Raw genomic sequence first — 23,981 nt, 5'->3', positions numbered from 1 at the left:
ATACGCTGCCTTGGAAGTGATTGGCGGCTGCTTTGGCAGCGCAGGCCCGGCGCGGCAGTTTGTGTGTAAGACCCGGATGCCGCCGGGCGCGGTACTTTGGGTGTGGGCCGGTGGGTGGGTTGGGGATGGTGCTGAGTATGATCAACTTGTGGCGAGGGGATTTAGCGAAACGTCGCACCGCCCCGCTGGGGTGCGAAGCGGCCCTAAAACCTGACAACTCGGTACATCAGGACAATCCAAGGGGCTGCTGCGCAGCCCAGCGGGGATAAATCCCCTCGCCACAACGGCCCCCTCGCCTTCAGCTCAGAACCTCGGCTTGACCGTCTTCCAATCCGGCCGATAACGGCGCATCTGCCGCACGTCATCGCGCTGGCGAATGCCGCAGCTCAGGAACTGCTCGTGCAGCTTGCCCAGTTGATCGCGGTCAAGCTCCAACCCCAGGCCCGGCGCCCGGGTGATCTTCACGCAGCCGTCGACAAACGGAAGCTTGCCACCCTTGATCACTTCTTCATCCGGTTCCTGCCATGGGTAATGCGTGTCGCAGGCGTAATCCAGGTTCGGCACCGAAGCCGCCACGTGGGCCATGGCCATGAGGCTGATGCCCAAGTGCGAATTGGAATGCATGGAAACCCCCAGGCCAAAGGTGTCGCACATTTTCGCCAGTACCTGGGTGTCCCGCAGCCCGCCCCAATAATGGTGGTCGGCCAGGACGATCTGCACGCTGTCCTGGGCCACGCTTCGGCGGAACTCGTCAAAATCGGTGACCACCATGTTGGTCGCCAGCGGCAGGCCAGTGCGCTTGTGCAGCTCGGCCATGCCCTCCAGGCCAGGCGTCGGGTCTTCGTAATACTGAAGGTCGTCCCCTAGCAGCTCAGCCATGCGGATCGAGGTTTCCAGCGACCAGTTGCCGTTGGGATCGATGCGCAGCGGCAAGCCGGGAAACGCTTTTTTCAACGCCTTGATGCAGGCCACTTCATGCTCCGGCTCCAGGGCGCCGGCCTTGAGCTTGATGCTTTTGAACCCGTATTCCTCGATCATCCGCCGTGCCTGGGCGACGATCTGCTGCTCGTTCAGCGCTTCGCCCCAGTTGTCCGCAGGATATGGCGAGTCGATGTGCTCGGCATATTTGAAAAACAGGTATGCGCTGAACGGCACTTCATCGCGAATCGCACCGCCCAACAGGTCCACCAGCGGCACGTTCAGGTAATGCGCCTGCAAGTCCAGGCAGGCCACCTCGAAGGCCGAATAGGCATTGCTCACCGCTTTGCTCGCATGGGAGCCCGGCGCCAGTTCCGCCCCGGCAACGCTGGCCGGCTTGTGGGCCGCCACGGTGGCCTGAACGATGGCCCGCAACTGGTTGAGATTGAACGGGTCCATGCCGACCAGTTGGTCCTGGACCTGTTGCTGGATCGCCAGGGCCGGCGCATCGCCGTAGCTCTCGCCGAGGCCGATGTAGCCGTTGTCGCTTTCGATCTCGATGATCGAGCGCAGCGCGAAGGGCTCATGGATGCCGCTGGCGTTAAGCAGCGGTGGGTCGCGGAAAGCGATGGGGGTGACGGTGACGCGTTTGATTTTCATGCAGCGGCTCCGGAAGGTGTGCGCGTCGATGATGGACGCCGCTGATTGTTCCCGTCTAATCTAACCTGGCACTTGATTGATACCGGGATTGAATCAATGTTTGAGCTGGCCCAACTGCGCTGCTTCACCACCGTGGCGACCGAACTCAACTTCCGTCGCGCCGCCGAACGCCTGAACATGACCCAACCACCCTTGAGCCGGCAGATCCAATTGCTGGAGCATCACCTGGGCGTCGAACTGTTCACCCGCAGCACCCGCAGCGTCGCCCTCACCGCCGCCGGCCGGGCGTTCTTCATCGAGGCGCAGAACCTGTTGCAACAGGCGCAGCAGGCCGCAGTGGCCGCCAAGCGCTTTGCCCAGGGCCATATCGGTTCGGTCACCATCAGCTTCGTCGGCAGCGCGGTGTATGAATTCCTGCCAAAGGTGATCGCCGAAGCGCGGCTCAAGCAACCGCAGGTGAAGATCGTCCTGTCGGAGATGAACACCTACCAACAACACGAAGCCCTGCGCGCCCGGCGCATCGACCTGGGCATCGTCCGCTCGCCGCTGCTGGAAACCGGCTACGCCACTGAGTGCCTGGTGCGCGAGCCGTTTGTCCTGGCCGTGCCTGCGGGCCACCCGCTGGCCAACGCCGAGTCTGTCAGCGTGCAGGACCTGGATGGACAGCCGTTCCTGATGTACGCCCACTCCGCCTACCCGCCCTTCAACGAACTGCTCACCGGCATGCTGCGCTCGGCCCGTGTCGCCCCGCAGTTCGTGCAATGGCTGGGGTCTTCGCTGACCATCCTGGCGCTGGTCAACGCCGGCATGGGCCTGGCACTGGTGCCGCGTTGCGCGACCAGCGTGGCGTTCAGGCAAGTGGTGTTTCGCGAGATCGATCTGGGTGAAGGGGTGCAGAGTGAGCTGCATCTGGTGTGGCGGGAGGATAACGACAATCCGGCGTTTACGATGTTGCTGGAGGGGATTCGGGGGGCGGTTCGGGAGGGACTGTAGGCAAATCGCGGATCAATACCGTTTGCCCTTGTGGCGAGGACGCTTGCTCCCTCCCCACGTTGACCGTGCCCTATTCCAGTCTACCGTGACAAGTTGTACGATGACCGACGAGCACTAGACGCTCGAATTCCCGATACTTACAAAAACAAGGAAAAAACCCATGAAAAAAGCATCATTGCTGATCGGTTTCGTTTGCCTCTTCAGCGGCTATGTCGCAGCCGCCGCACCGGCCGAAAAAGAGGTGGCCGAAGCTGTCGACCACCTGACCCAGGCCATGCTTCACAAAGACATTCCCCAACTCCAGGCCCTTGCCGCCGAGAACCTGACCTACGGTCACTCCAGCGGCAATATCCAGGACAAAAAAGCCTTCATCGCCGACATCGAAACCGGCAAGAGCGCATTCAAGACCCTGGAAATGAAAAATCAGAAAATCACCCTTTCTGGCGACGTGGCCCTGGTACGCAACCACTTCTCCGCCCAGGCGCTCAAGGGCACCGAAGTGGTCCCGACCGAAATCGAAAACTTCCAGATTTGGCAAAAACAGAACGGCAAATGGCTGCTGATTGGTCGTCAGGCATTCCGGTTCTGATAAAAGGCTGGGCCGGGAATCTCTGCGGCAAACGCATCATTTGAGCTTATGGTGATCCATTGTGGCGAGGGGATTTATCCCCGCTGGGCTGCGCGGCAGCCCCAACAGCGGCGGGTGTTCAATCTGGCACACCGAGCAGTCTGAGCGAGGACTGCTGCGCAGACCAGCGGGGATAAATCCCCTCGCCACAGATCACAATCACCTCAAGTCGCGGCCCACTGCTCCCGGTACTGCAACAGAAAATCCACAAACGCCTGTACCCGCTGCGGCACGTACCGGCCATGGGGATACAGCAACGTGAACGGGCGCGAACGCCCCGCGAACGGTGTCAGCACTTCCACCAATTGCCCGTCCGCCAACTCTGTTTCAACGATGAATCGATAGGTCTGGAACAGCCCGGCGCCATGCTTGGCCAGCGTCACCCCGCCCAACACGTCGTCGGAACAGCAATACCCACCCTGCCCGAACACTTCCTTCTCCTTGCCCTCGACGTTGAACAACCAAGAGATACGACGACCACTGCTGGGCAGCTCGAATTGGATGCACTCGTGCAATTCCAGGTCTTCCAGCGTTTGCGGCGTGCCTACCCTGCGCAAGTAATCCGGGGACGCGACCACCGCCAGTTTCGCGTCTTCCAGCAACCGGGCGATCATCGAGGAGTCCGGCTGGGCCCGAACACGGATGGCGAGGTCATAACCTTCGGCGACAAAATCGATGTTGCGGTTGCTCAAGTGGACATCAACGGTGACTTGCGGGTATTGCGCGCGAAACGCCGGCAGCAGTGGCAGGATGCGGTGATGGCCGTAAGTCGTCGGCACGCTGATGCGCAGTTGCCCGGATGGCACGGATTGCGCCCCCATGACTTCCTGTTGCGCCTCGACCAATTGCGTCAATGCCTGACGGCATTGCTCGAAAAAAGTCCTGCCGGCGTCGGTCAGGCGGATGCTGCGGGTGGTGCGCACAAACAGGCGCGAACCCAGACGCTCTTCCAACCGAAAAATCGAGCGGCTCACCGCCGCTGGGGTCACGCCCGCCACCTGCGCCGCCGCCGTGAAACTGCCCGCCTCCGCCGCCAGGCAGAAAAGCTCGATGCTGCCCAACTGCAAGTCTTCGAAGTGCCGCTTCATGATTCATTACACCGCGTATCAACTGAAGATTCCCGATGCCTGTTTATCAGGCCGTGGCGTATAAATACAGTGGTCCCTCGATTGCGCTGGATCTTCCCGCGCCTATTCTCGTCTACTGGAGTGCAGCATGCCTTTCGTCAATGTACGTATCACCCGCGACGGCGTTACCCGCGAACAGAAAGCCCAGGTGATTAGCGAAATCACCGAAACCCTGCAGCGTGTGTTGGGCAAGGACCCGCACCTGACCCATATCGTGATCGAGGAAGTCGACACCGATAACTGGGGTTATGCCGGCATGACGACGACGGAGTATCGAAGTAAACCCAAGGAGTAAGGCTTCGCCCTACCGAGCCCGGTCCGAATGACCGGGCTTTTTTCTGCCCTTGATAACCCTGTGGGAGCGTAGGTTCGATTGATTGATTACACCAAGTATCAACTCAAGTACCAGAACCCCCATTTATCAAACCCAAGCGCATCAATACCCTGATCACAACCAACGCCCAGACAGGCGCAGCGGTTCCTACTCAACGTGATCAGGAGTCAACATCATGAGCAATCAGAAAACCGTCATCATCACCGGCGCGTCCAGCGGCATTGGCCTTGGCTTGGTCAAGGCGTTCCTGGCTCGCGGCTATAACGTAGTGGGCAATGCCCGTTCCCAGTCGGGCCTGGACGATGCGGCCGGCCAGTTGGGCCATCCAGCGAGCTTCATCGGCGTGGCCGGAGACATTGCCGATCCGGCGACCTCTACCGCCCTGGTCGGCAAAGCCATCGCGGCGTTTGGCGCGGTTGATGGGCTGGTCAACAACGCCGGTTTTTTCCTGCCCAAACCCTTTGTCGAATACAGCCCGCAGGACCTGGAATCGCTGCTGGACACCAATCTCAAAGGGCTCGTCTACGCCAGCCAGGCCGCAGCCGCGCACATGATCGGTCGCCAGCAGGGTTTCATCATCAATATTTCCGCCTCGGTGGCCTTGCAACCGAACATCCAGGTGCCGGCAGCACTGCCAGTGTTGATCAAGGGCGGCGTCAACCAGATGACCCGCGCCCTGGCCCTGGAGTTGTCGCCTTTCAACATCAAGGTCAACGCCGTGGCGCCCGGTATCATCGACACGCCGATGCATGACCCGGCGCACCGCGACTTCCTCAACAACCTGGCGCCGGCCGGTCGGGTGGGCACCATCGAAGAGATCGCCGAAGCCGTGTTGTACCTGGCGGGTGCCGACTTCACGACTGGCGCGGTCCTGCCGGTGGACGGCGGCATGAGCACCGGCAAATGGTGAAACACAAAAACCCCGAAGGCAGAAACCTTCGGGGTTTTTCTTTAGCTCGAACCTACAGCGTGTAGGAGATGCCCGCCTGCACCGTCCGCGGTGCGCCCGGATAGGCGTAGACGCCACCAAACGCGCCCTCTTCGTAATCGGCGTCGAACAGGTTCTTCAGGTCCAGGTTGAGGCGAATGCGCTCGTTGACCTTGTAGTAGCCGAGCAGGTCGACCACCGTGTAGTCGTCCATGGTGAAGGTGGTGGCGGCGGTATTGCCGGCCCGCTCATCCACATACCTGGCGCCCAGGCCCAGGCCTAGCCCCTTCAAGCCACCGTCCTGGAATTCATAGACGTTCAACAGGCTGACGGTGTTTTTCGGTACGTTGAGCAGGCGAGTACCGGTGGGGATGTTCTCGTCCTTGGTCACTTCGGCGTCCACATAGGCGTAGCCGCCGATGACGCGCCACTCCGGTGTCAGGTTGCCCGCCACGTTCAAGTCGAAACCACGGCTGCGCACTTCGCCAGCGGCGACGTTGAAGGTCGAATCCAGCGGATCGGGCGTCTGCACGTTGCGTTTTTCGATCTGATAGACCGCCGCATCGACGCTCAACTGGCGATCCAGCGCTTCCCACTTAACGCCCATTTCATAGGACTTACCCTCTTCCGGCTTGAACCCGCCACCCTCGCGGCTCGCGCCGTTGTTGGGTTTGAACGAGCGCGCGGTGTTGGCATAAACCGCCACCGTGTCGGTCAGGTCATAGATCACGCCTAGGCGTGGGGTGACTGCATTGTCGGTAACCTCCCAGTTGCGGCTGCCGGGGCGTGCTTGGGGCACAAAGCTTTCATACTCATGCTCAAACCGCTCGAAACGCGCCCCCGCCAGCACCTTCAGCCGCTCGGTCAGCGCCACCTGGTCCTGGACAAACACGCCGAAGGTCTTGAGATTTTCCTGATCGTCGGTTGGGGTGCGGGTCAAGGCCGGGCGCGGCTGGCCATAGACCGGATCGAAGATGTCGATCGGGTACGCGCCAGAACCGCCGGCGGAACGCTGGATGATGGATTCGTAGCTGTAGTCTTCGTATTCAACACCCGTCAGCAGCGTATGTTCGAACCCTCCCGTGGAGAAGTGCCCGGTGAGGTTGAGCTGGGTATCGCGGTCGGTCCATTCCAGCTTGCGGTAGTTGAAGTTGCGCCCCAGGGTGCGCCCATCGGCGGCGATGCCGTTGCCTTCGACAGCGTTGCCCTGCAACGTGCCGTCGAGCCACTGGGTGCCACCGGCCAGGGTCCAGTCGTCGTTGAGCATGTGCTCGAAACGCACCTGCAGCATGTTGTTGTCGTTGTGCAACTTGCCGACGTCTTTTTCGCCGAAGAAAGTATCGCGGGACGCGGTGCCACGCTGGCCTGCGTAGTGCGTCAGGCCACGGTCCAGCGGCGCATTGTTGCGCATGAAGTCGCCTTCGAAGGTCAGGCGCGTGGTGTCGTTGACCTGCCAAGTGACCACAGGGGCGATGCCATAACGTTCGGTCTCGACATGATCGCGGAACGTATCGCCGCCCTCGCCCACCACATTCAAGCGATAAGCCAGGCGGCCTTCGTCATCCAACGGGCCGGACGCATCCAAGGTGCCGCGACGCATTCCCTGATCGCTGATCTGACTGCCCAGGGTCACCGTGCGCTCGGCCAATGGTTGCTTGGACACTACGTTGAAGGTGCCGCCGGGATCGCCACGCCCATATAGCATGGACGCCGGGCCACGCAGCACTTCCAGACGCTCGATGGTGTTGGCATCGGGCATGTTCGGGTAACCCCGATTGATCGGGAAGCCGTTGCGGTAGAACTCGCCCGTGGTAAAGCCACGCACGGTAAACGTGGTCAGGCCCTGGCCGCCGAAATTGTTCCCCCTGCCGACGCCGCCAGCGTAATCGAGGGCATCTTGCAGGCGCGTGGCGCTGAGGTCTTCGACCACATCGCGGGACACGACAGAAATCGACTGCGGGGTTTCGTGGATGGCGGTGTCGGTACGCGTGGCGCTGGCGGAACGGGTGGCGTGGTAGCCCTTTACCGGGCCTTGTGCAGTCTCGAAGTCCGAGGTGCCGACAATGTCGGTGGCTTGCAACTCCAGCGGCGCCTTGTCCGTGGAAACGGGCTCTTCTGCCCAGGAGGAGATGGAATAAGCTTGGAGCACACACAGTGAAACGAGTATCCGACGCATCGACACACAATCCTAATGAAAGACGCCGCCGCAAGGGCGACAAGAATGTGTCGCGAAAGATACAGCAACTCATTCCTATTTGACATCTATTCCCATTAGTACCCCCGTTCCAGCTGTAGAAACTTGTCGAATTTGCCTGAGAAACGCCTGGGCCCGGGCATCCTGGGTGAACGCAACGTTCAGCCGCAACCAGTCGCAGGCACCCCCCTCTGGCAGGAACGACGACCCTTGGGACAACTGGACCTGCAGCTGCTTGGCGATCTGTCGCACCCGCTCGGCCGGCACAAGACGAGGCCGCGCCCACACGAACAGCCCGCCACTGGGCTCGGCAAACACTTCCCAATGCGTCGGGTCAAGCTGACGCAACGTGCTCGCCATCTGCTTGTTCAGGCGCCCGCGAAGGCGCTGGATCAGCTTGCGATACGCCCCGTTCGCCAACAGCGTCGCCACGACGTTTTCCGTCAGCAATGAACAACCAATACCGGTCACCATCTTGACCTGCGCCAGGCGCTGGATGATTTCAGGCTGGGCGACGACGTAGCCGATGCGCAACGAGCTGGACAAGGTCTTGGAAAAACTCGCCAGGTAGATCACCCGGTCCAGGGCATCGAGGGAGGCCAGGCGCGACGTCGGGCCGTTCTGGAAATCGGCGTAGATATCATCCTCGATGAGCCGAAAGTCGTGCAGCGTCGCCAGTTGCAACAGGCGATAGGCCACGCTCGGCGCAAGGCTGGTGCCGGTGGGGTTCTGGTACATGCTGTTGATGAAGAAATACGTGGGCTTGTGCGCTTTGAGCAACTGCTCCAGCCGGGCGATATCCGGACCATGGGCGGTTCTCGGCACCGCCAGGGTCCTGACTCCATGCAGCTTCAGCAGGTTGAACAGGTTGTAATAGCCAGGGCTCTCCACCAACACCAGGTCACCGGGCTTGAGCAGCGTGCGCACCAACAGGTCCAAGCCATGGCTGGCGCCTTGGGTGGTGATGATCTGGCGAGGATCGACGTGAATGTCGATCAGGCCCAGGCGCTTCTGGATTTGCAGGCGCAGATCAGCCGAGCCCAACGGCGTGCTGTAATTGAACAGCGCCTTATTGTCACCGCGCACCACCTGCCGGATCGCCTGGCCCAGGTCGGTGTCATCGCGCCACGCGTCCGGCAGCCAGCCGCAACCCAGCTTGAGCTGGGTCGATTCGTTGTCGAACAGCGGCCAGGATATCGCCTCATCCTCGATCTGCGCCGCCAGCGCCTGGGGTAACTGCTGGGCCACGAAAAAACCCGAACCATGCCGCGATTCCAATACGCCGCTGGCGACCAGTTGGTCATATGCCTTGATCACGCTCGACAGGCTCAAGCCGTTTTCCGTCGCCAACTGGCGGATCGAAGGCATTCGCGCACCGGGGCGGATGCCATGGGTATCGATCCACGCGGTTAGGCTGGCAACCAGTTGCCGGACCACGCTTCCCCTGGCGTTGCGATCGATGTTCAGGTCCATGGCGCGGCGTCTCGGCTAAGTGTTCTTGAATTTCGAGCAAACAGTTAAACATAAAAGCCCCCCGTCTGTTCCTTGTTTGCCTGCTGTCCGGCGGTGATAGTCCGCCCAGGCTCACACTTTTGCAGGAACTCTCTTGGACGCACAGCAACGACATTCATGGGGCCTGGCCTTTGGTCTGTGCCTGATCACCCTGGCGGTCAACCTGCAGGCGCCGCTGTACACCACCTATGCGCAGCTTTCGGGTTATGGCGCAGGCGCCACGGCGGTGGCGTTTTCCGGTTATGTGCTCGGCGTGTTGCCCGTGCTGCTGGCGTTCGGCGGACTGGCCGACCGGATGGGCCGCAAACCGTTGATCCTGGTGGCGCTTGGCCTGTCGATGCTGGCAACGGTCATCACCTCGATCTGGCCCAACCTGACGGCGCTGGGCGTGGCGCGCCTGATGATGGGCGTCGGCACCGGGTTGGCCTCGGCGACTTCCACGGCCTATATGGTGGAATTGATGCCGACCGGCGATGCCCGGTCGCCGGCCAACCGGGTCACCGCCAGCACCTCCCTGGGTTTTGGATTGGGCGCGGCGTTGACCAGCCTTTTCCTGTTCGTCCATCACAGCGTTACGCCAGGCAGTTTCTGGGTGCAGTTGGCGTTGGCCGCCCTGGCGATCGTCGTGGTCGCGCGACTGCCAGACCCAGCCCCGAAAATCAGGCACGCGCCGCTGTTGCGCCTGCCGTTGTTCCCTGCTGGCAGCCTGCCCTACAGCTTCTCCATGCTGCTGGCCTGGGCGACTTCCGGGCTGGTGATCGCCATCCTGCCTTCGGTGCTCGCGGCCCATGACTTGCAGCGCTGGTCCGGCCTGTCGACCTTCACCGTGATCAGTTGCGGGCTGATCTTCCAGCCTTGGGTGAAACGCATGCAGCCGGCCAGGGCCACGGGATTGGGGCTGCTCGTCTTGCCTTTGAGCTATGCGCTGCTCGCCTGGGGCGCGAGCCAGGGTTCGCTGGCCGCCGTGCTGCTCGGCGCGCTGGGGGCCAGCAGTGCGTGCTATGGCTTTCTTTACCTCGGCGGATTGTCGGCGATCACGGCCATGGCCGGTACGCAAAAAGCCCGAGTCAGCGCCGGTTTCTTCCTCTTCGCCTATGTCGGGTTCAGCATTCCGGTCGTGGTGACCGGTTGGATGGCTGACCATTTCGGCGCTGATGTCGCGTTGACGGTGTTTGGCCTGGCGTTGCTGGCAGGCGCAACGATCACCGGGTTGCGCATCGTCCGGACGCAGGCTTTCATCACCCAACCCTCCCACGGCTGAACAACCCCCTCGCCACAATGACCGACGTCGCTCGACATCACGGCAGGCAGGTCGTATACCATATCCCCACCTCAGCCAAACGACCCTCGCCGTGACTTTATCCAAATTCAACCTGCCCGACCTGGGCAACGCCCCGTCCACTTCGGAAATCATTACCCGCCACTTGCGCGACGCTATCGTGGCCGGGCTTTTCGCCGAGGACGAGCCGATTCGCCAGGACGACATCGCCCGGCAATTCAACGTCAGCAAGATCCCCGTGCGCGAAGCGCTCAAGCGCCTGGAGGCCGAGGGCCTGGTGATGTTCCAGCGCAATCGCGGGGCGATGGTCACGCGGATCTCCGAGGCGGAACTGGCGCAGATGTTCGAGGTGCGGATGTTGCTGGAGGACAAGGTGCTGCGCCTGGCGATCCCCAACATGACCGACGCGACTTTCGCCCGTGCCGAAAGCATCTGCCGGGAGTTCATCGGCGAGGACGACGTCGGCCGCTGGGCCGAGCTGAACTGGCAGTTGCACGCCTGCCTCTATGAACCGGCGCAACGGCCCTTTATGGTGAGCCTGATCCGCTCGGTCCACGACAAACTCGAACGTTACCTGCGCATGCAGATGAGCCTGTCGGCCGGCAAGGATCGCGCCGACCATGAGCACCGCGAAATCCTCGACGCCTGCCGCGCCGGTGACGTGGAGCGCGCGGTGAAACTGCTGGACGAACATATCGCCGGGGTCTGCAGGACGCTGTTCGAGTTCTTGCCTTCCGGTCATTGATCACGATTGCCTTATTTCCCGCATTGCCTATTCCAAAAACATAGAAACAAAGCGCCCGTTGCAACTTGCGCCTGATTTGTTAGGCTCTCGCGCACCTACTTTTGCCAGGGACGGCATATGTCTAATCAGCACCGGATGAGCATGAGCTCATTCAATCAAAGCGACGCAGCTTCGTCCGTCGCAGCGTCAAACATCACCCCAGATACAATCGTCTCAGCGTTCAATCAGCCCATCATCGACACGCTGACTGTCACGGCGCAGATAAAGAATACTTACTACGCGGGAACCGACGACACACTATTGATATCAATGGGACCGTACAACGAGTTACAGACTTACATCGAAGCCCCGAGAGTCGGTCAGACGATTCACATTTCGATTGATATCCAAAGGATGTTTGGCAGGTCGAACATTTCGCTATCGGACATTCGCGGCCTGACGTTCTATCAAGCACCTGTGCCGCACCCGATCATCTCGGATGCCTGGGAACTCGAGTCGCTACTGATTACCGCCAACGATATCTACACCAACGCAATGAATAAAATAGATACGTGGATTTTTAACAATTCACCGCATCTTCGCCCGGTATGGTCAGGCATCGTGGATTTCTCCAACTGGACGAACTCGGATCGTCGCCCCTTAGATCTGAGCGCTCAGACGTATCCAATACGCTGGATGCCGTATATCAGTGACTTGACCCGCTGGCGCTGTTACAACCCGGCACAACTAGAAGGGGTGGGTCAACTGCTCGGCGTCTGGAACGGCAAGTTGATCGGTAATCAACTGAAAGGTCAAACAAGCGAACTTCTTGCCCCAAACAGCGAATCCAACAGCTATACATGGGTATATACGCCTGAGGGATCGATAATTTATAAGCGCTGGGAACATGCCAAACCATCGGAGTATTTAAGACACAGTCAACTTGGAAGCGGCAGACCGGTCATTTGCGCGGGAGAGTTCAGGGTCAAGGAACACCGTATGCAAAATGTCCTAGCGATGGTCAACGATGCCTCCGGACACTACAAACCCGACGGAGGAGCCTGCTTGCGCTATGTGGCGGAGAAGTTCGAGTCTATCAATATCGATACAAGCCATACCGAATGGCGATGGACAAACGCACGCAGTTGATGACGGTTCGGCCTCGTCTGGCACACTATGCCGATTTCGTCATCACCGACAACTAAAACCATCAAGCCGCCACCCCCCGGCGCGCGCCACGCTTGTGTCCACTCATCTGAACGGACGTGGCGCCATGAAACGCATCACCGTGATCGACTCCCACACCGGCGGCGAACCGACCCGACTGGTGACCGATGGCTTCCCCGACCTGGGCCAGGGCAGCATGGCCGAACGCAGGCAGCGCCTGGCCGAGCAGCACGACGCCTGGCGCACCGCGTGCGTCCTGGAACCGCGCGGCAGCGATGTGCTGGTGGGCGCGTTGCTGTGCGAACCGGTGGACCCGACCGCCTGTGCCGGGGTGATCTTTTTCAATAACAGCGGCTACCTGGGCATGTGCGGCCACGGCACCATCGGCCTGGTGGCGTCATTGGCTCATCTGGGCCGGATCGGCCCGGGCGTGCACAGCATCGAGACACCGGTGGGCACAGTGCAGGCGACGTTGCACGAGGATCGCTCGGTCAGCGTGCGCAACGTGCCGGCCTACCGTTACCGCCAAGGGCTGCGCCTGGAGGTGCCGGGCATCGGGCCGGTGTCTGGCGATGTGGCGTGGGGCGGGAATTGGTTTTTCCTGATCGCCGACCACGGGCAACGCGTGGCGGGCGACAACCTGGAAGCACTGACCGCCTACACCTTCGCCGTGCAACAAGCCCTGGAGCAACAGGGGTTTCGCGGCGAGGACGGCGGGCTGATCGATCATATCGAGCTGTTCGCCGACGATCCCCAGGCCGACAGTCGCAATTTCGTGCTGTGCCCCGGCAAAGCCTATGACCGCTCTCCCTGCGGCACCGGCACCAGCGCCAAACTGGCGTGCCTGGCGGCCGACGGCAAACTGCAACCCGGGCAGATCTGGCGCCAGGCCAGCGTCATCGGCAGTGAATTCGCAGGGTCGTATGAACGTTCAGGCGAGCGCATCGTGCCGACCATTCGCGGCCGGGCCTATATCAGTGCTGAAAGCACCTTGTTCCTCGAGCCGGACGATCCGTTCGCTTGGGGCATTCGTCCGTGAGCCAAGGCCATGTCGCAGACGTGATCATCGTCGGCGCGGGCATCATTGGCGCCGCCTGCGCGCAAGCCTTGGCCCAGCGTGGTTTGAAGGTGCTGGTGCTGGACGCCGGTTGGCACGGCGCCACGGCGGCCGGCATGGGCCACTTGCTGGTACTCGATGACAACCCGGCGGAGCTGGCCCTGAGCCAATACTCCCTGCGACGCTGGCGCCAGATGGCCCCCGATCTTCCAGAACGCTGCGCCTGGCGCAACAACGGCACGTTGTGGCTGGCGGCCAACGCCGAAGAGATGGCCGTGGCCCACAGCAAATACATGAACCTGATGGCCCATGACGAAGCCTGTGAACTGATCGGCCGAGCCGCACTGCTCCAGCGCGAACCGGAACTGCGGCCCGGCCTGGAAGGTGGGCTGCTGATCAAGGGCGACGGCATTCTCTACGCACCCGCGGCCGCCCGCTGGATGCTCGATCACGCCAACATTCGCCGTCAACGGGCGCAAGTCAGCGAAGTGGACGGTCACCGCGTGCGCCTCGCAGGGGGCGGTTGGCTCAGCGCCGACGCAGTCGTCCTCGCCAACGGCATCCAGGCCACCGAGCTGTGCCCGGAGCTGCCGATCGAACCCAAGAAGGGGCACCTGTTGATCACCGACCGCTACCCCGCCACTGTCAGCCACACCTTGGTTGAGCTGGGTTACGTCACCAGCGCTCACAACGCCAGCGGACCGTCGGTGGCGTGCAACATCCAACCGCGCCCGACGGGACAACTGTTCATCGGCGCTTCGCGGCAGTTCGGCAATGTCGACCCAGAGGTGGAAGGCTGGATGCTGGCGAAAATGCTCAAGCGTGCCGTGGACTACATGCCTGGCCTGGCGCACCTCAACGGTATCCGCGCCTGGACGGGCTTTCGCGCGGCGACCCCCGACGGCTTGCCACTGGTGGGCCAACATCCGCAGCGCAAGGACCTATGGCTGGCGGTGGGTCATGAAGGGCTCGGCGTTACGACCGCACCGGCGACGGCTGACTTGCTGGTCGCCCAGCTATTCAACGAAACCGCGCCGCTGGCCGCGCAACCTTACCTGCCGCAACGTTTCCTGGGAGAAGCGGTCCATGCCTGAGTTATTCCTCGATGGCCGCCCGCTCTCGGTGGCCGATGGCACCAGCGTCGCGGCGGCATTGGCGTTGGGTGCTGACGGTTGCAGTCGCACTTCGGTCAGCGGCCAACGCCGGGCCCCCTTGTGTGGCATGGGCATCTGCCAGGAATGCCGGGTGATGATCGACGGCCGCCGGCGCCTGGCGTGCCAGACGCTGTGCCGCGACGGCATGCGCGTGGACACCCGACCATGACCGAACTCGCCGACATCCTCATCATCGGCGCCGGCCCCGCCGGCATGGCCGCTGCGCTGGCCGCGGCCCGCAGCGGGGCGCGCATCGTGCTGCTGGACGACAACCCGAGCCCTGGCGGACAGATCTGGCGCGACGGTCCCCAGGCCAGCCTGCCTGCCCAGGCGGGTCGGATGCGTGATCGTCTGAACGCCTGCACTAATGTGTACTGCCACGCCGGCACCCGGGTCATTGCCTGCGCGGGCGAGAAGACGCTGTTGGTGGAAAACGCCGAGCAGGGATGGCTGATCCGCTACGAGCGGCTGATTCTTTGCACGGGCGCGCGGGAACTGCTGCTGCCCTTCCCTGGCTGGACACTGCCCGGCGTCACCGGTGCCGGTGGCTTGCAGGCACTGATCAAGGGCGGCCTGCCGGTGCGCGGCGAACGCCTGGTGATTGCCGGCAGCGGCCCGTTGTTGTTGGCCAGCGCGGCGACGGCCAGGCACCACGGGGCGCAAATATTGCGCATCGCCGAACAAGCCAGCGGTGCCGCCGTTACAGGTTTTGCCATGCAGTTGCCGCGCTGGCCGGGCAAGTTGACGCAGGCGTTCAGCCTGTTCGATTCCCACTACCGCGTCGGCACGCATGTGCTCGAAGCCCTGGGACGGGACAAGCTCGAAGGCGTGCGCCTGCAACAGCGGGGCAAGACTGTGGAATTGACGTGCGACCGGTTGGCCTGCGGATTCGGCCTGATTCCCAATACCCAGCTGGGTCAGGCGTTGGGCTGCGAGCTGGCTGGACAAGCCCTGGCGGTCGACGCCTGGCAGGCCACCACGCGCCGTGATCATTACGCCGCTGGTGAGTGCACCGGTTTCGGTGGCAGCGAACTGGCCCTGGTGGAAGGCGCCATCGCCGGTCACGTCGCCGCCGACGACACCTCGGCAGCCGAACGCCTCTGGCCTCGCCGGGCGCGGTGGCAGGGCTTTGCCCTCGCGTTGAACAAGGCTTTCGCCCTAGATGCTCGTTTGAAAGGCCTGGCCCGGGGCGACACCTTGGTGTGTCGCTGCGAAGACGTGGCCTATGCGGAACTGAGCAGCCATGCCGACTGGCGCGAAGCAAAACTTGCCAGCCGCTGCGGGATGGGCGCCTGCCAGGGTAGGGTTTGCGGCGCGGCGCTGGAGCATCTGTTTGGCTGGGCGCCGCCGGCTCCTCGTCCACCGTTCAGTCCGGCACGGGTTGAGACGTTGCTTAATCTGGCAGATGAGTGAGCCACGCGTACGGCGTGACAAGCACCTCATTTCGATCAAAACTCCACGTCTGACAAAACGACGAAGCCGCCCCATGTACCCCTCGCTGACGACCTTCACTCCCTGCGACTTCGACACCCTGCTGCGCAGTCTGCTGCCCATCGCGCCGTTGCTCGATACCCTCTCGGACACGGTGTTTTTCATCAAGGACACCCAAGCCCGCTACGCATTCGTCAACCAGACCCTGGCCCGGCGTTGCGGCTTCAAGCAATGCAACGACCTGCTCGGTCTGACTGCCGAGCAAGTGTTCCCGGAGCGCTTCGGCCCGCTGTACACCGAACAGGATCGACGGGTGCTGGCCAGCGGACGGGAGCTGGCCGACCAGCTCGAATTGCACCTCTATTACGGCAACCAACCGGTGTGGTGCCTGACCCACAAGCTTGCCTTGCGCGAACCTGAGGGCGGGATCGTCGGCCTGGCCGGGATTTCCCGTGACTTGCAGTCGCCGCAATCGAGCCATCCGGCGTACCAGCAACTGGCGGCCGTGGACGCGCACATCAAGCAGCACTTCGCCCGCCCCATCAGCCTGGCGGAACTCACTGCCATCGCCGGGTTGTCGGTGGCGCAGCTGGAACGACACTGCAAGCGCATCTTCCAGCTCACGCCTCGGCAGATGATCCACAAGGCGCGCCTGGGAGAGGCCTCGCGATTGTTAATGGAGCACGATCTGCCCATTACCGAGATCGCCCTGCGCTGTGGTTACACCGATCACAGTGCCTTCAGCCGCCAGTTCCGCGCGCTGACGAGCCTTTCACCCAGCCAGTACCGGGACAACCAGCGTTGAGCCTGTTCCTTTAGGGGGCGTAAACCCACCCCACTGCTCCCATCTGTAACACTTCACTTTCACCTGCGCGCCCGGTGCCTGGCCAGCCGGACCACCATAATCTGTTGGTTATCAAAGCATTACTAAAAACACAGGAATAAGACCCGATCAGGCACGTCGATTGCTTATCTAATATCGTATACGAAATCCTCAATACGATATTTCACCGCATTTATTCGACAGCGAGGCATTTATGAAAAACCCTGCATTGGCCGTAGCCCTTGGCGTTGTCCTCTTTCCCCTGCTTGCCCTACCCGCCCATGCCGACAAGCTCGACGACATCATCGGCTCGGGCAAGCTGCGTTGCGCGGTGACACTGGACTTCCCACCCATGGGTTTTCGCGATGAAAGTAACAAACCGGCGGGCTTCGACGTGGATTACTGCCACGACCTGGCGAAGGTCCTCGGCGTCGACGCCGAAGTGGTGGAAACGCCGTTCTCCGACCGCATCCCCGCGCTGCTTTCGGGCCGCGCCGATGTCATTGTTGCTTCTACTTCCGACACCCTGGAGCGGGCCAAGACCGTTGGCCTGACCGTGCCCTACTTTGCCTTCCAGATGGTGGTGCTGACCCGCGACGACACCGGTATCAACAGCTACGCCGACCTCAAGGGCAAGAAACTCGGAAACACCAGCAGCACTTACGAAGCCATCGCCCTGGAGAAAGACCAGAAGAGTTGGGGCAGCGGCAGTTTCCGCGCCTACCAGTCGCAGAACGACACATTGCTGGCCGTCGCCCAGGGGCACATCGACGCCACCGTCGTGACCAACACCGTGGCCGCCGCGACCATCAAGTCGGGCAAGTACAAGGGCCTGAAGATCGCTGGCGATGCTCCCTATGTCATCGACTACGTGTCCCTCGGCGCCAAGCGCAGCGAGTACGGCTTGCTCAACTACCTCAACCTGTTCGTCAACCAGCAAGTGCGCACGGGCCGCTACAAGGAACTGTTCGTCAAATGGGTCGGCACCGAGATCCCGCCGGCCAACCTGACCGTGCCCCAGGTGTATTACTGAGGATCGCGGCATGCCAAGCACGCCTATCCGCTTGCACGGCCGCAGCCTGGTGGAGGGTGCCGCCCAGGGCACCCTGTTGTTCGCCGACGTTGGCCTGAGCTTCTGGGGCGGGGTCGATCCCATTACGGGCGAAATCATCGACCGGCATCATCCTCTGAGTGGCGAACGCCTGGGCGGCCGCGTGCTGGCGATTCCCAGCGGGCGGGGTTCCTGCACCGGCAGCAGCGTGTTGATGGAGCTCATCAGCAACCGCCACGCACCGGCCGCACTGGTACTGGCCGAAGTCGACGAGATCCTGGCCCTTGGAGTACTCGTGGCCGAGGTGATTTTCCAGCGCTCGCTGCCGGTGTTGTGCATCGGCCACGAGGCGTTCGCTGGCTTGCGCGGCCAAGGATTCGTGCGCGTCGAGGGCAACCGCCTGACGTTGTCCGGCAGACGGCCCAACGATCAATGGCATGGGACGGATATGGCCCCGCAGCCGTCCATGCCGTTCACCGTCCGGTTGAACGAGCGGGATCGGGCAATGCTCGACGGCGCGCACGGCAAGGCAGCCCAAGTAGCGATGCAAATCGTCCTGCGGATGGCCGAGATCCAGGGCTCCGACCAACTGCTGGACATCACCCAGGCGCACATCGACGGCTGTATCTATACCGGCCCGGCCAGCCTGCGCTTTGCCGAACAACTGGTGCGGTGGGGGGCGAAAGTGAGTGTGCCCACGACCCTCAATTCGATATCCGTGGACCAGCGCCGCTGGCGGGAACTGGGCGTCGACCCTGCGCTGGGCGAACCGGCCAGCGCCTTGGGTGATGCTTACATGGTCATGGGCGCGCAATTGAGCTTCACCTGTGCGCCCTACTTGCTGGATACCGCGCCCGTGGCCGGCGAACAGATTGTCTGGGCCGAGTCCAACGCGGTGGTCTACGCCAACAGCGTGCTCGGCGCCCGCACGCAGAAGTACCCGGACTTTCTCGACATCTGCATCGCGCTGTGCGGTCGCGCGCCGCTGGCCGGATGTCATCTCGATGGGCCGCGAAAGGCCGGGCTGATCGTCGAAGTGACAAGGCCCGACCCGATGGACGACAGTTTTTATCCGCTGCTGGGCTATCACATCGGCGGCCTGACGGGACGACGTGTCCCGCTGATACGGGGCCTGGAAGACGCCGCGCCCACCCGGGATGATTTGAAGGCGTTTGGCGCCGCGTTCGCGACCACCAGCGCCGCGCCACTGTTCCACATCGCCGGGATAACGCCCGAGGCCATGGACGCAACCAATGTGCTGGACTGCGACGCTGTGTTACCGGTGGAAACCGTCAACGCTGCCGGGCTGCTTGTCAGTTGGCGCGAGCTCAACAGTGCCCGGCATCGCCACGTGGATGTGATTTCCCTGGGCAATCCACATTTCTCCCTCAGCGAATTCGCCGCCCTGGCACACCTGTGTTCGGGCCGGAACAAACACCCCGGCGTGGTGCTGGCAATCACCTGTGGCCGTGCCGTACTGGAACAGGCCCGCCAGGCAGGTTACCTGGACGCGATCCGGGCCTTCGGGGCGACGCTGGTCACTGACACCTGTTGGTGCATGTTGGGCGAGCCGGTGATCCCGCCGACCGCCACCACCCTGATGACCAATTCCGGAAAATACGCGCACTACGCGCCGGGCCTGGTGGGGCGCGGCGTGCATTTTGCCGGTCTGGCCGATTGCATCGAGGCGGCCTGCACCGCCACCGCCAGCGATCAGCCGCCACAGTGGTTGCAACCTTCCGCACCCAAGGGGACTCCGAGCCATGTTTGACTACAGCTTCCAGTGGCGCCCCGCCTTGCGCGCCCTGCCCGATATGCTTGCCGGCGCCTGGGTGACCTTCGAGACCGCCGCGTTGTCGATGATTTTCGGCGTACTGATCGCCCTCGTCCTGACGGTGATGCGCCAGGCACGCCATCCGCTGTTGCGCGGTGTCGGCAATGGTTGGGTGTCGATCGCCCGCAACACACCCTCCTTGTTCCAGATATACATCCTCTACTTTGGCCTCGGCTCCCTCGGGCTGCACGTCAGTTCGTGGTTTGCGTTGCTGGCGGGTATCACCTTCAACAACGCCGGCTACCTGGCGGAAAATTTTCGCGGCGGCCTCAAGGCCGTACCGGGCACGCAGATGCGCGCCGCCCGTTCCCTGGGCATGAGCGCGTTCCAGGCCTACCGGATGATCATCGTCCCGCAACTGTTGCGCATCGTTTTCTACCCGCTGACCAATCAGATGGTCTGGGCGGTGTTGATGACGTCCCTGGGTGTGGTGGTCGGTTTGAATAACGACCTCACGGGGGTGACCCAGGAATACAACGTCAAGACGTTCCGCACCTTCGAATATTTCGCCCTCGCGGCGGTGCTCTATTACCTGATCGCCAAGTTGATCGTCGGGGTGGCCCGGCTGTTGTCCTGGCGCCTGTTTCGTTATTGAGGGCGGGACATGTTCTCTACAAGCCTTACCGTCAACGACGTGTTGTATCTGCTCGAAGGTGCCTGGGTCACGGTGCAATTGACCGTCTGGTCGATCCTGCTGGGCACCGTGGCCGGGTTGTTGTTCGGCCTGTTGCGGGCGCTGTTGCCCAGGGTCAGCCTGCCATTGGCCTGGGTACTCGATGCGTTTCGCAGCGTGCCACTGCTGATCCAGTTCGTGCTGTTCAATTCCCTCAAGAGCATCGTCGGCCTGGACCTCAGCGCCTTCGCCGTCGGTTGCATCGTGCTGGGGGTCTATGCCGCCGCGTACTTCACCGAGATTGTCCGCGGTGGCGTGCTGGCGGTACCGACGAGCACCCGGCGGGCCAGCCGATCCCTGGGGCTCACGTACTGGCAGGACCTGCGCTTCATCGTCCTGCCGATTGCCACGCGGGTTGCGTTTCCCGGCTGGTTGAACCTGGTGCTGGGGGTGATGAAAGACACCGCGCTGGTGATGTGGATCGGCATCGTCGAACTGCTGCGGGCTTCGCAAACCATCGTCACGCGTATTCAGGAACCCCTGCTGGTGCTGTGCATCGCGGGCCTCATTTATTACCTCATGAGCCTGGTGGTCGCCCGCCTCGGCGCTCGCCTGGAAAGAAGGTGGCAAGAAAATGATTGAGATCGAAAACGTGCATAAATCCTTCGGCAACCTGGAAGTCGTCAAGGGTGTCAGCCTGACGGTAGACAAGGGCGAAGTCGTGTCGATCATCGGTGGCTCCGGTTCCGGTAAATCGACCCTGCTGATGTGCATCAACGGCCTGGAGCCGATCCAGAAAGGCAGCATCCGCGTGGACGGCGTCTCGGTACACGACAGCGCCACCGACCTCAACCGCCTCCGGCAGAAGATCGGCATCGTTTTCCAGCAGTGGAACGCCTTTCCCCACCTGACCGTGCTGGAAAACGTGATGCTCGCGCCGCGCAAGGTGCTGGGCAAGACCAAGCAGGACGCCGAGGCGCTGGCGGTCAAACAGCTTGAGCACGTGGGCCTGGGGGACAAGCTCAAGGCCTTTCCCGGAAAGCTCTCCGGCGGCCAGCAGCAGCGCATGGCAATCGCCCGTGCCTTGGCGATGTCGCCGGACTACATGCTGTTCGACGAAGCCACCTCGGCCCTCGACCCGCAACTGGTCGGTGAGGTGCTGGACACCATGCGCATGCTGGCCGAAGACGGCATGACCATGGTGCTGGTGACCCACGAGATCCGCTTCGCCCGGGACGTATCCGACCGCGTGGCGTTCTTCTGCAATGGGCGAGTCCATGAGATCGGCCCGCCGGAGCAGGTGATCGGCAATCCGGTGCAGCCGGAGACGGCGGCATTCCTCAAGTCGGTGAAATAGCGGATGGCCTATCGCAAGCAGGCTCGCTCCCACACGGGTTTTGTGTAGGCCGCAATGACCTGCTAACCACCACAGAACACTGTGGGAGCGAGCTTGCGCCGGGCGGCGATCCGACGATGAGGCCCGACCAGACAACACAAGGATCTGACCCATGCGCTCATCCAGAATCATCCACATAGTCAGCTGCCACGCCGAAGGCGAAGTCGGCGATGTGATCGTCGGCGGTGTCGCGCCGCCACCCGGCGCCACGGTCTGGGAACAATCACGCTGGATCGCCCAGGACCAGACCCTGCGCAACTTCGTCCTCAACGAGCCTCGTGGCGGGGTGTTCCGCCACGTCAACCTGCTGGTGCCGGCCAAGGACCCGCGGGCGCAGATGGCCTGGATCATCATGGAACCGGCCGACACCCCACCCATGTCCGGCTCCAATTCGTTGTGCGTCGCCACCGTGCTGCTGGACAGCGGCATCCTGCCGATGACCGAACCCCAGACGCGCTTGGTCCTGGAGGCACCGGGCGGCTTGATCGAGGCCGTGGCCGACTGCCGCGACGGCAAGGTGCAACGGGTCGAGATCAAGAACGTGCCCTCCTTCGCTGACCGCCTCGATGCCTGGATCGAAGTCGAGGGCCTGGGAACATTGCAGGTGGACACCGCCTATGGCGGCGACAGCTTCGTCATCGTCGACGCCCAGCGCCTAGGCTTCGCCATTCGCCCCGACGAGGCCGCCGATCTCGTGACCGTGGGGCTGAAGATCACCCGGGCCGCCAACGAGCAGTTGGGCTTCGTACACCCCTTGAATCCCGATTGGTCGCACATTTCGTTCTGCCAGGTCGCCGCGCCCGTCGTCATGGAAAACGGCATCGCCACCGGCGCCAACGCCGTCGTCATCCAGCCCGGCAAGATCGACCGCTCGCCCACCGGCACCGGTTGCTCGGCCCGCATGGCGGTGCTGCACGCCAAAGGCCTGATGCAGGTGGGTGAACGGTTTATCGGCCGCTCGATCATCGGCTCCGAATTCCATTGCCGCATCGACTCTCTGACCGACGTTGCCGGTCGCCCGGCGATCTACCCGTGCATCGCCGGGCGGGCGTGGATCACCGGAACCCACCAATTGCTGCTGGACCCGGCCGATCCGTGGCCGCAGGGCTACCGGCTCTCAGACACCTGGCCCGGCGCATGACTTTCATACCCACCCATAACCCTTGTGGCAAGGGAGCAAGCTCCCTCGCCACAGAGACACACCAAAAGGAGACACCCATGAGCCAACGCATCAACTGGAGCGGCGTATTCCCCGCCGTTACCACCCAATTCAACGATGACTTTTCCATCAACCTGGAAAAAACCCATCAGGTCATTTCCAACGTCATTCGCGATGGCGTATCCGGCCTCGTGGTCTGCGGGTCGGTGGGGGAAAACACTTCCCTGAGCGCGGAGGAAAAGATTGCCGTGACCGAAGTGGCGGTGGACGCTTCCGGGGGCCGAGTGCCGGTGATCTGCGGCGTGGCCGAGTTCACCAGCGTGCAGGCCGCCAAAGTCGCCAATGCGGTGCGCAAGGTCGGTGTCGACGGGGTGATGCTGATGCCCGCGTTGGTCTACGGCTCCAAGCCGTTCGAAACCGCCGAACATTTCCGCTATGTCGCCCGGCATGCCGACGTGCCGCTGATGGTCTACAACAACCCGCCTATCTACAAGAACGACGTCACCCCGGATATCCTGATTTCCCTGGCCGATTGCGACAACGTGGTGTGTTTCAAGGACTCCTCCGGCGACACCCGGCGTTTCATCGACGTGCGCAATGAAGTGGGCGATCGCTTCGTGCTGTTCGCCGGTCTCGATGATGTGGTGCTCGAAAGCCTCGCCGTAGGCGCGGAAGGTTGGGTCTCGGGCATGTCCAACGTGTTCCCCAAGGAAGGTGAAACGATCTTCCGGCTGGCGCGCGCCGGACGGTTCGCCGAAGCCATGCCGATCTACGAATGGCTGATGCCGATCCTGCACCTCGACGCCCGCGCCGACCTGGTCCAGTGCATCAAGCTCTGCGAAGCCATTGCCGGCCGAGGCAGCGCTCTCACCCGCCCACCGCGCCTGGCGCTGCCGGAAGCAGACCGGGTGTACGTGGAGCAGATCATGGCCACGGCCCTGGCCAATCGGCCGGTGTTGCCGGAGGTGGGGCTTTAAGCCGGGGCGCAGGCTCAGGCAT

At 62.3% G+C, this 23,981-nt stretch carries 23 protein-coding genes; 19 read left to right on the top strand and 4 right to left on the bottom strand.

The window, feature by feature from the left end:
- Positions 1-303 precede the first annotated feature (303 nt).
- The gene (locus ACLK1G_RS02010; protein ID WP_420763877.1) at positions 304-1,578 is read right to left on the bottom strand and encodes a glucarate dehydratase family protein; all 1,275 of its coding nucleotides are present in this window, start codon (positions 1,576-1,578) and stop codon (positions 304-306) included.
- A 96-nt stretch (positions 1,579-1,674) separates the two neighbouring features.
- On the opposite strand from ACLK1G_RS02010, the gene ACLK1G_RS02005 reads away from it, so the two are divergent.
- Both ACLK1G_RS02005 and ACLK1G_RS02000 read left to right on the top strand, forming a co-directional pair.
- Positions 1,675-2,571 (top strand): LysR family transcriptional regulator, encoded by an 897-nt coding sequence (locus ACLK1G_RS02005; RefSeq protein ID WP_420763876.1) that lies wholly within the window; start codon positions 1,675-1,677, stop codon positions 2,569-2,571.
- Between the two features lie 160 nt (positions 2,572-2,731).
- Positions 2,732-3,160, top strand: coding sequence for a nuclear transport factor 2 family protein (locus ACLK1G_RS02000; RefSeq protein WP_420763875.1), 429 nt, complete (start codon positions 2,732-2,734; stop codon positions 3,158-3,160).
- A 203-nt stretch (positions 3,161-3,363) separates the two neighbouring features.
- On the opposite strand, the gene ACLK1G_RS01995 is transcribed toward ACLK1G_RS02000, so the two are convergent.
- A complete protein-coding gene (locus ACLK1G_RS01995) occupies positions 3,364-4,287 on the bottom strand; it encodes a LysR family transcriptional regulator (RefSeq protein WP_420763874.1) in 924 nt (307 codons plus the stop codon).
- A 127-nt stretch (positions 4,288-4,414) separates the two neighbouring features.
- Between ACLK1G_RS01995 and ACLK1G_RS01990 the strand changes: the two genes are divergently transcribed.
- Together ACLK1G_RS01990 and ACLK1G_RS01985 are read left to right on the top strand one after the other, a co-directional pair.
- A complete protein-coding gene (locus tag ACLK1G_RS01990; protein WP_030140737.1) occupies positions 4,415-4,621 on the top strand; it encodes a tautomerase family protein in 207 nt (68 codons plus the stop codon).
- 214 nt (positions 4,622-4,835) lie between these two features.
- Complete coding sequence (locus tag ACLK1G_RS01985; RefSeq protein ID WP_420763873.1) at positions 4,836-5,570, top strand: SDR family NAD(P)-dependent oxidoreductase; 735 nt, start codon at positions 4,836-4,838, stop codon at positions 5,568-5,570.
- A 52-nt stretch (positions 5,571-5,622) separates the two neighbouring features.
- On the opposite strand, the gene ACLK1G_RS01980 is transcribed toward ACLK1G_RS01985, so the two are convergent.
- Both ACLK1G_RS01980 and ACLK1G_RS01975 read right to left on the bottom strand, forming a co-directional pair.
- Positions 5,623-7,764: a TonB-dependent siderophore receptor gene (locus tag ACLK1G_RS01980; RefSeq protein WP_420763872.1), complete on the bottom strand. Its 2,142-nt coding sequence runs from the start codon at positions 7,762-7,764 to the stop codon at positions 5,623-5,625.
- A 75-nt stretch (positions 7,765-7,839) separates the two neighbouring features.
- Positions 7,840-9,255 (bottom strand): aminotransferase-like domain-containing protein, encoded by a 1,416-nt coding sequence (locus ACLK1G_RS01975; protein ID WP_420763871.1) that lies wholly within the window; start codon positions 9,253-9,255, stop codon positions 7,840-7,842.
- A 133-nt stretch (positions 9,256-9,388) separates the two neighbouring features.
- On the opposite strand from ACLK1G_RS01975, the gene ACLK1G_RS01970 reads away from it, so the two are divergent.
- From ACLK1G_RS01970 to ACLK1G_RS01900, 15 genes are all read left to right on the top strand, one after another.
- Entirely contained in the window at positions 9,389-10,555 is a 1,167-nt protein-coding gene (locus tag ACLK1G_RS01970; RefSeq protein ID WP_420763870.1) for an MFS transporter, read from the top strand.
- 91 nt (positions 10,556-10,646) lie between these two features.
- Entirely contained in the window at positions 10,647-11,318 is a 672-nt protein-coding gene (locus ACLK1G_RS01965; protein ID WP_420763869.1) for a GntR family transcriptional regulator, read from the top strand.
- A gap of 141 nt (positions 11,319-11,459) precedes the next feature.
- Positions 11,460-12,446 (top strand): hypothetical protein, encoded by a 987-nt coding sequence (locus ACLK1G_RS01960; protein WP_420763868.1) that lies wholly within the window; start codon positions 11,460-11,462, stop codon positions 12,444-12,446.
- Positions 12,447-12,570: 124 nt separating this feature from the next.
- Complete coding sequence (locus tag ACLK1G_RS01955) at positions 12,571-13,503, top strand: 4-hydroxyproline epimerase (RefSeq protein WP_420763867.1); 933 nt, start codon at positions 12,571-12,573, stop codon at positions 13,501-13,503.
- Entirely contained in the window at positions 13,500-14,615 is a 1,116-nt protein-coding gene (locus ACLK1G_RS01950) for an NAD(P)/FAD-dependent oxidoreductase (protein ID WP_420763866.1), read from the top strand. Before ACLK1G_RS01955 ends, ACLK1G_RS01950 begins: the two co-directional genes overlap by 4 nt.
- Positions 14,608-14,844 carry a 2Fe-2S iron-sulfur cluster-binding protein gene (locus ACLK1G_RS01945; RefSeq protein WP_420763865.1) on the top strand — a complete coding sequence of 79 codons (237 nt, stop codon included), beginning with the start codon at positions 14,608-14,610 and terminating at the stop codon, positions 14,842-14,844. The genes ACLK1G_RS01950 and ACLK1G_RS01945 overlap by 8 nt, the downstream gene beginning before the upstream one ends.
- A complete protein-coding gene (locus tag ACLK1G_RS01940; RefSeq protein WP_420763864.1) occupies positions 14,841-16,088 on the top strand; it encodes an FAD-dependent oxidoreductase in 1,248 nt (415 codons plus the stop codon). The genes ACLK1G_RS01945 and ACLK1G_RS01940 overlap by 4 nt, the downstream gene beginning before the upstream one ends.
- Before the next feature lie 73 nt (positions 16,089-16,161).
- Positions 16,162-16,911, top strand: a complete 750-nt coding sequence (locus tag ACLK1G_RS01935; protein ID WP_420763863.1) for an AraC family transcriptional regulator — start codon at positions 16,162-16,164, stop codon at positions 16,909-16,911.
- Between the two features lie 232 nt (positions 16,912-17,143).
- On the top strand, positions 17,144-17,962 hold the full coding sequence (locus ACLK1G_RS01930; protein ID WP_420763862.1) for an ABC transporter substrate-binding protein: 819 nt from the start codon (positions 17,144-17,146) through the stop codon (positions 17,960-17,962).
- A 10-nt stretch (positions 17,963-17,972) separates the two neighbouring features.
- On the top strand, positions 17,973-19,751 hold the full coding sequence (gene lhpI, locus ACLK1G_RS01925; RefSeq protein WP_420763861.1) for a cis-3-hydroxy-L-proline dehydratase: 1,779 nt from the start codon (positions 17,973-17,975) through the stop codon (positions 19,749-19,751).
- Positions 19,744-20,409 carry an amino acid ABC transporter permease gene (locus tag ACLK1G_RS01920; RefSeq protein ID WP_420763860.1) on the top strand — a complete coding sequence of 222 codons (666 nt, stop codon included), beginning with the start codon at positions 19,744-19,746 and terminating at the stop codon, positions 20,407-20,409. The genes lhpI and ACLK1G_RS01920 overlap by 8 nt, the downstream gene beginning before the upstream one ends.
- Positions 20,410-20,418: 9 nt before the next feature.
- Entirely contained in the window at positions 20,419-21,069 is a 651-nt protein-coding gene (locus ACLK1G_RS01915; protein ID WP_420763859.1) for an amino acid ABC transporter permease, read from the top strand.
- Positions 21,062-21,784: an amino acid ABC transporter ATP-binding protein gene (locus ACLK1G_RS01910; protein ID WP_420763858.1), complete on the top strand. Its 723-nt coding sequence runs from the start codon at positions 21,062-21,064 to the stop codon at positions 21,782-21,784. Before ACLK1G_RS01915 ends, ACLK1G_RS01910 begins: the two co-directional genes overlap by 8 nt.
- A gap of 151 nt (positions 21,785-21,935) precedes the next feature.
- Positions 21,936-22,964, top strand: a complete 1,029-nt coding sequence (locus ACLK1G_RS01905; RefSeq protein ID WP_420763857.1) for a trans-3-hydroxy-L-proline dehydratase — start codon at positions 21,936-21,938, stop codon at positions 22,962-22,964.
- Between the two features lie 77 nt (positions 22,965-23,041).
- The gene (locus ACLK1G_RS01900) at positions 23,042-23,959 is read left to right on the top strand and encodes a dihydrodipicolinate synthase family protein (protein WP_420763856.1); all 918 of its coding nucleotides are present in this window, start codon (positions 23,042-23,044) and stop codon (positions 23,957-23,959) included.
- Positions 23,960-23,981 lie beyond the last annotated feature (22 nt).

Source organism: Pseudomonas algeriensis (genome assembly GCF_048847255.1).
Taxonomy (GTDB): domain Bacteria; phylum Pseudomonadota; class Gammaproteobacteria; order Pseudomonadales; family Pseudomonadaceae; genus Aquipseudomonas.
This window is presented reverse-complemented; position numbering and strand designations above follow the sequence as displayed.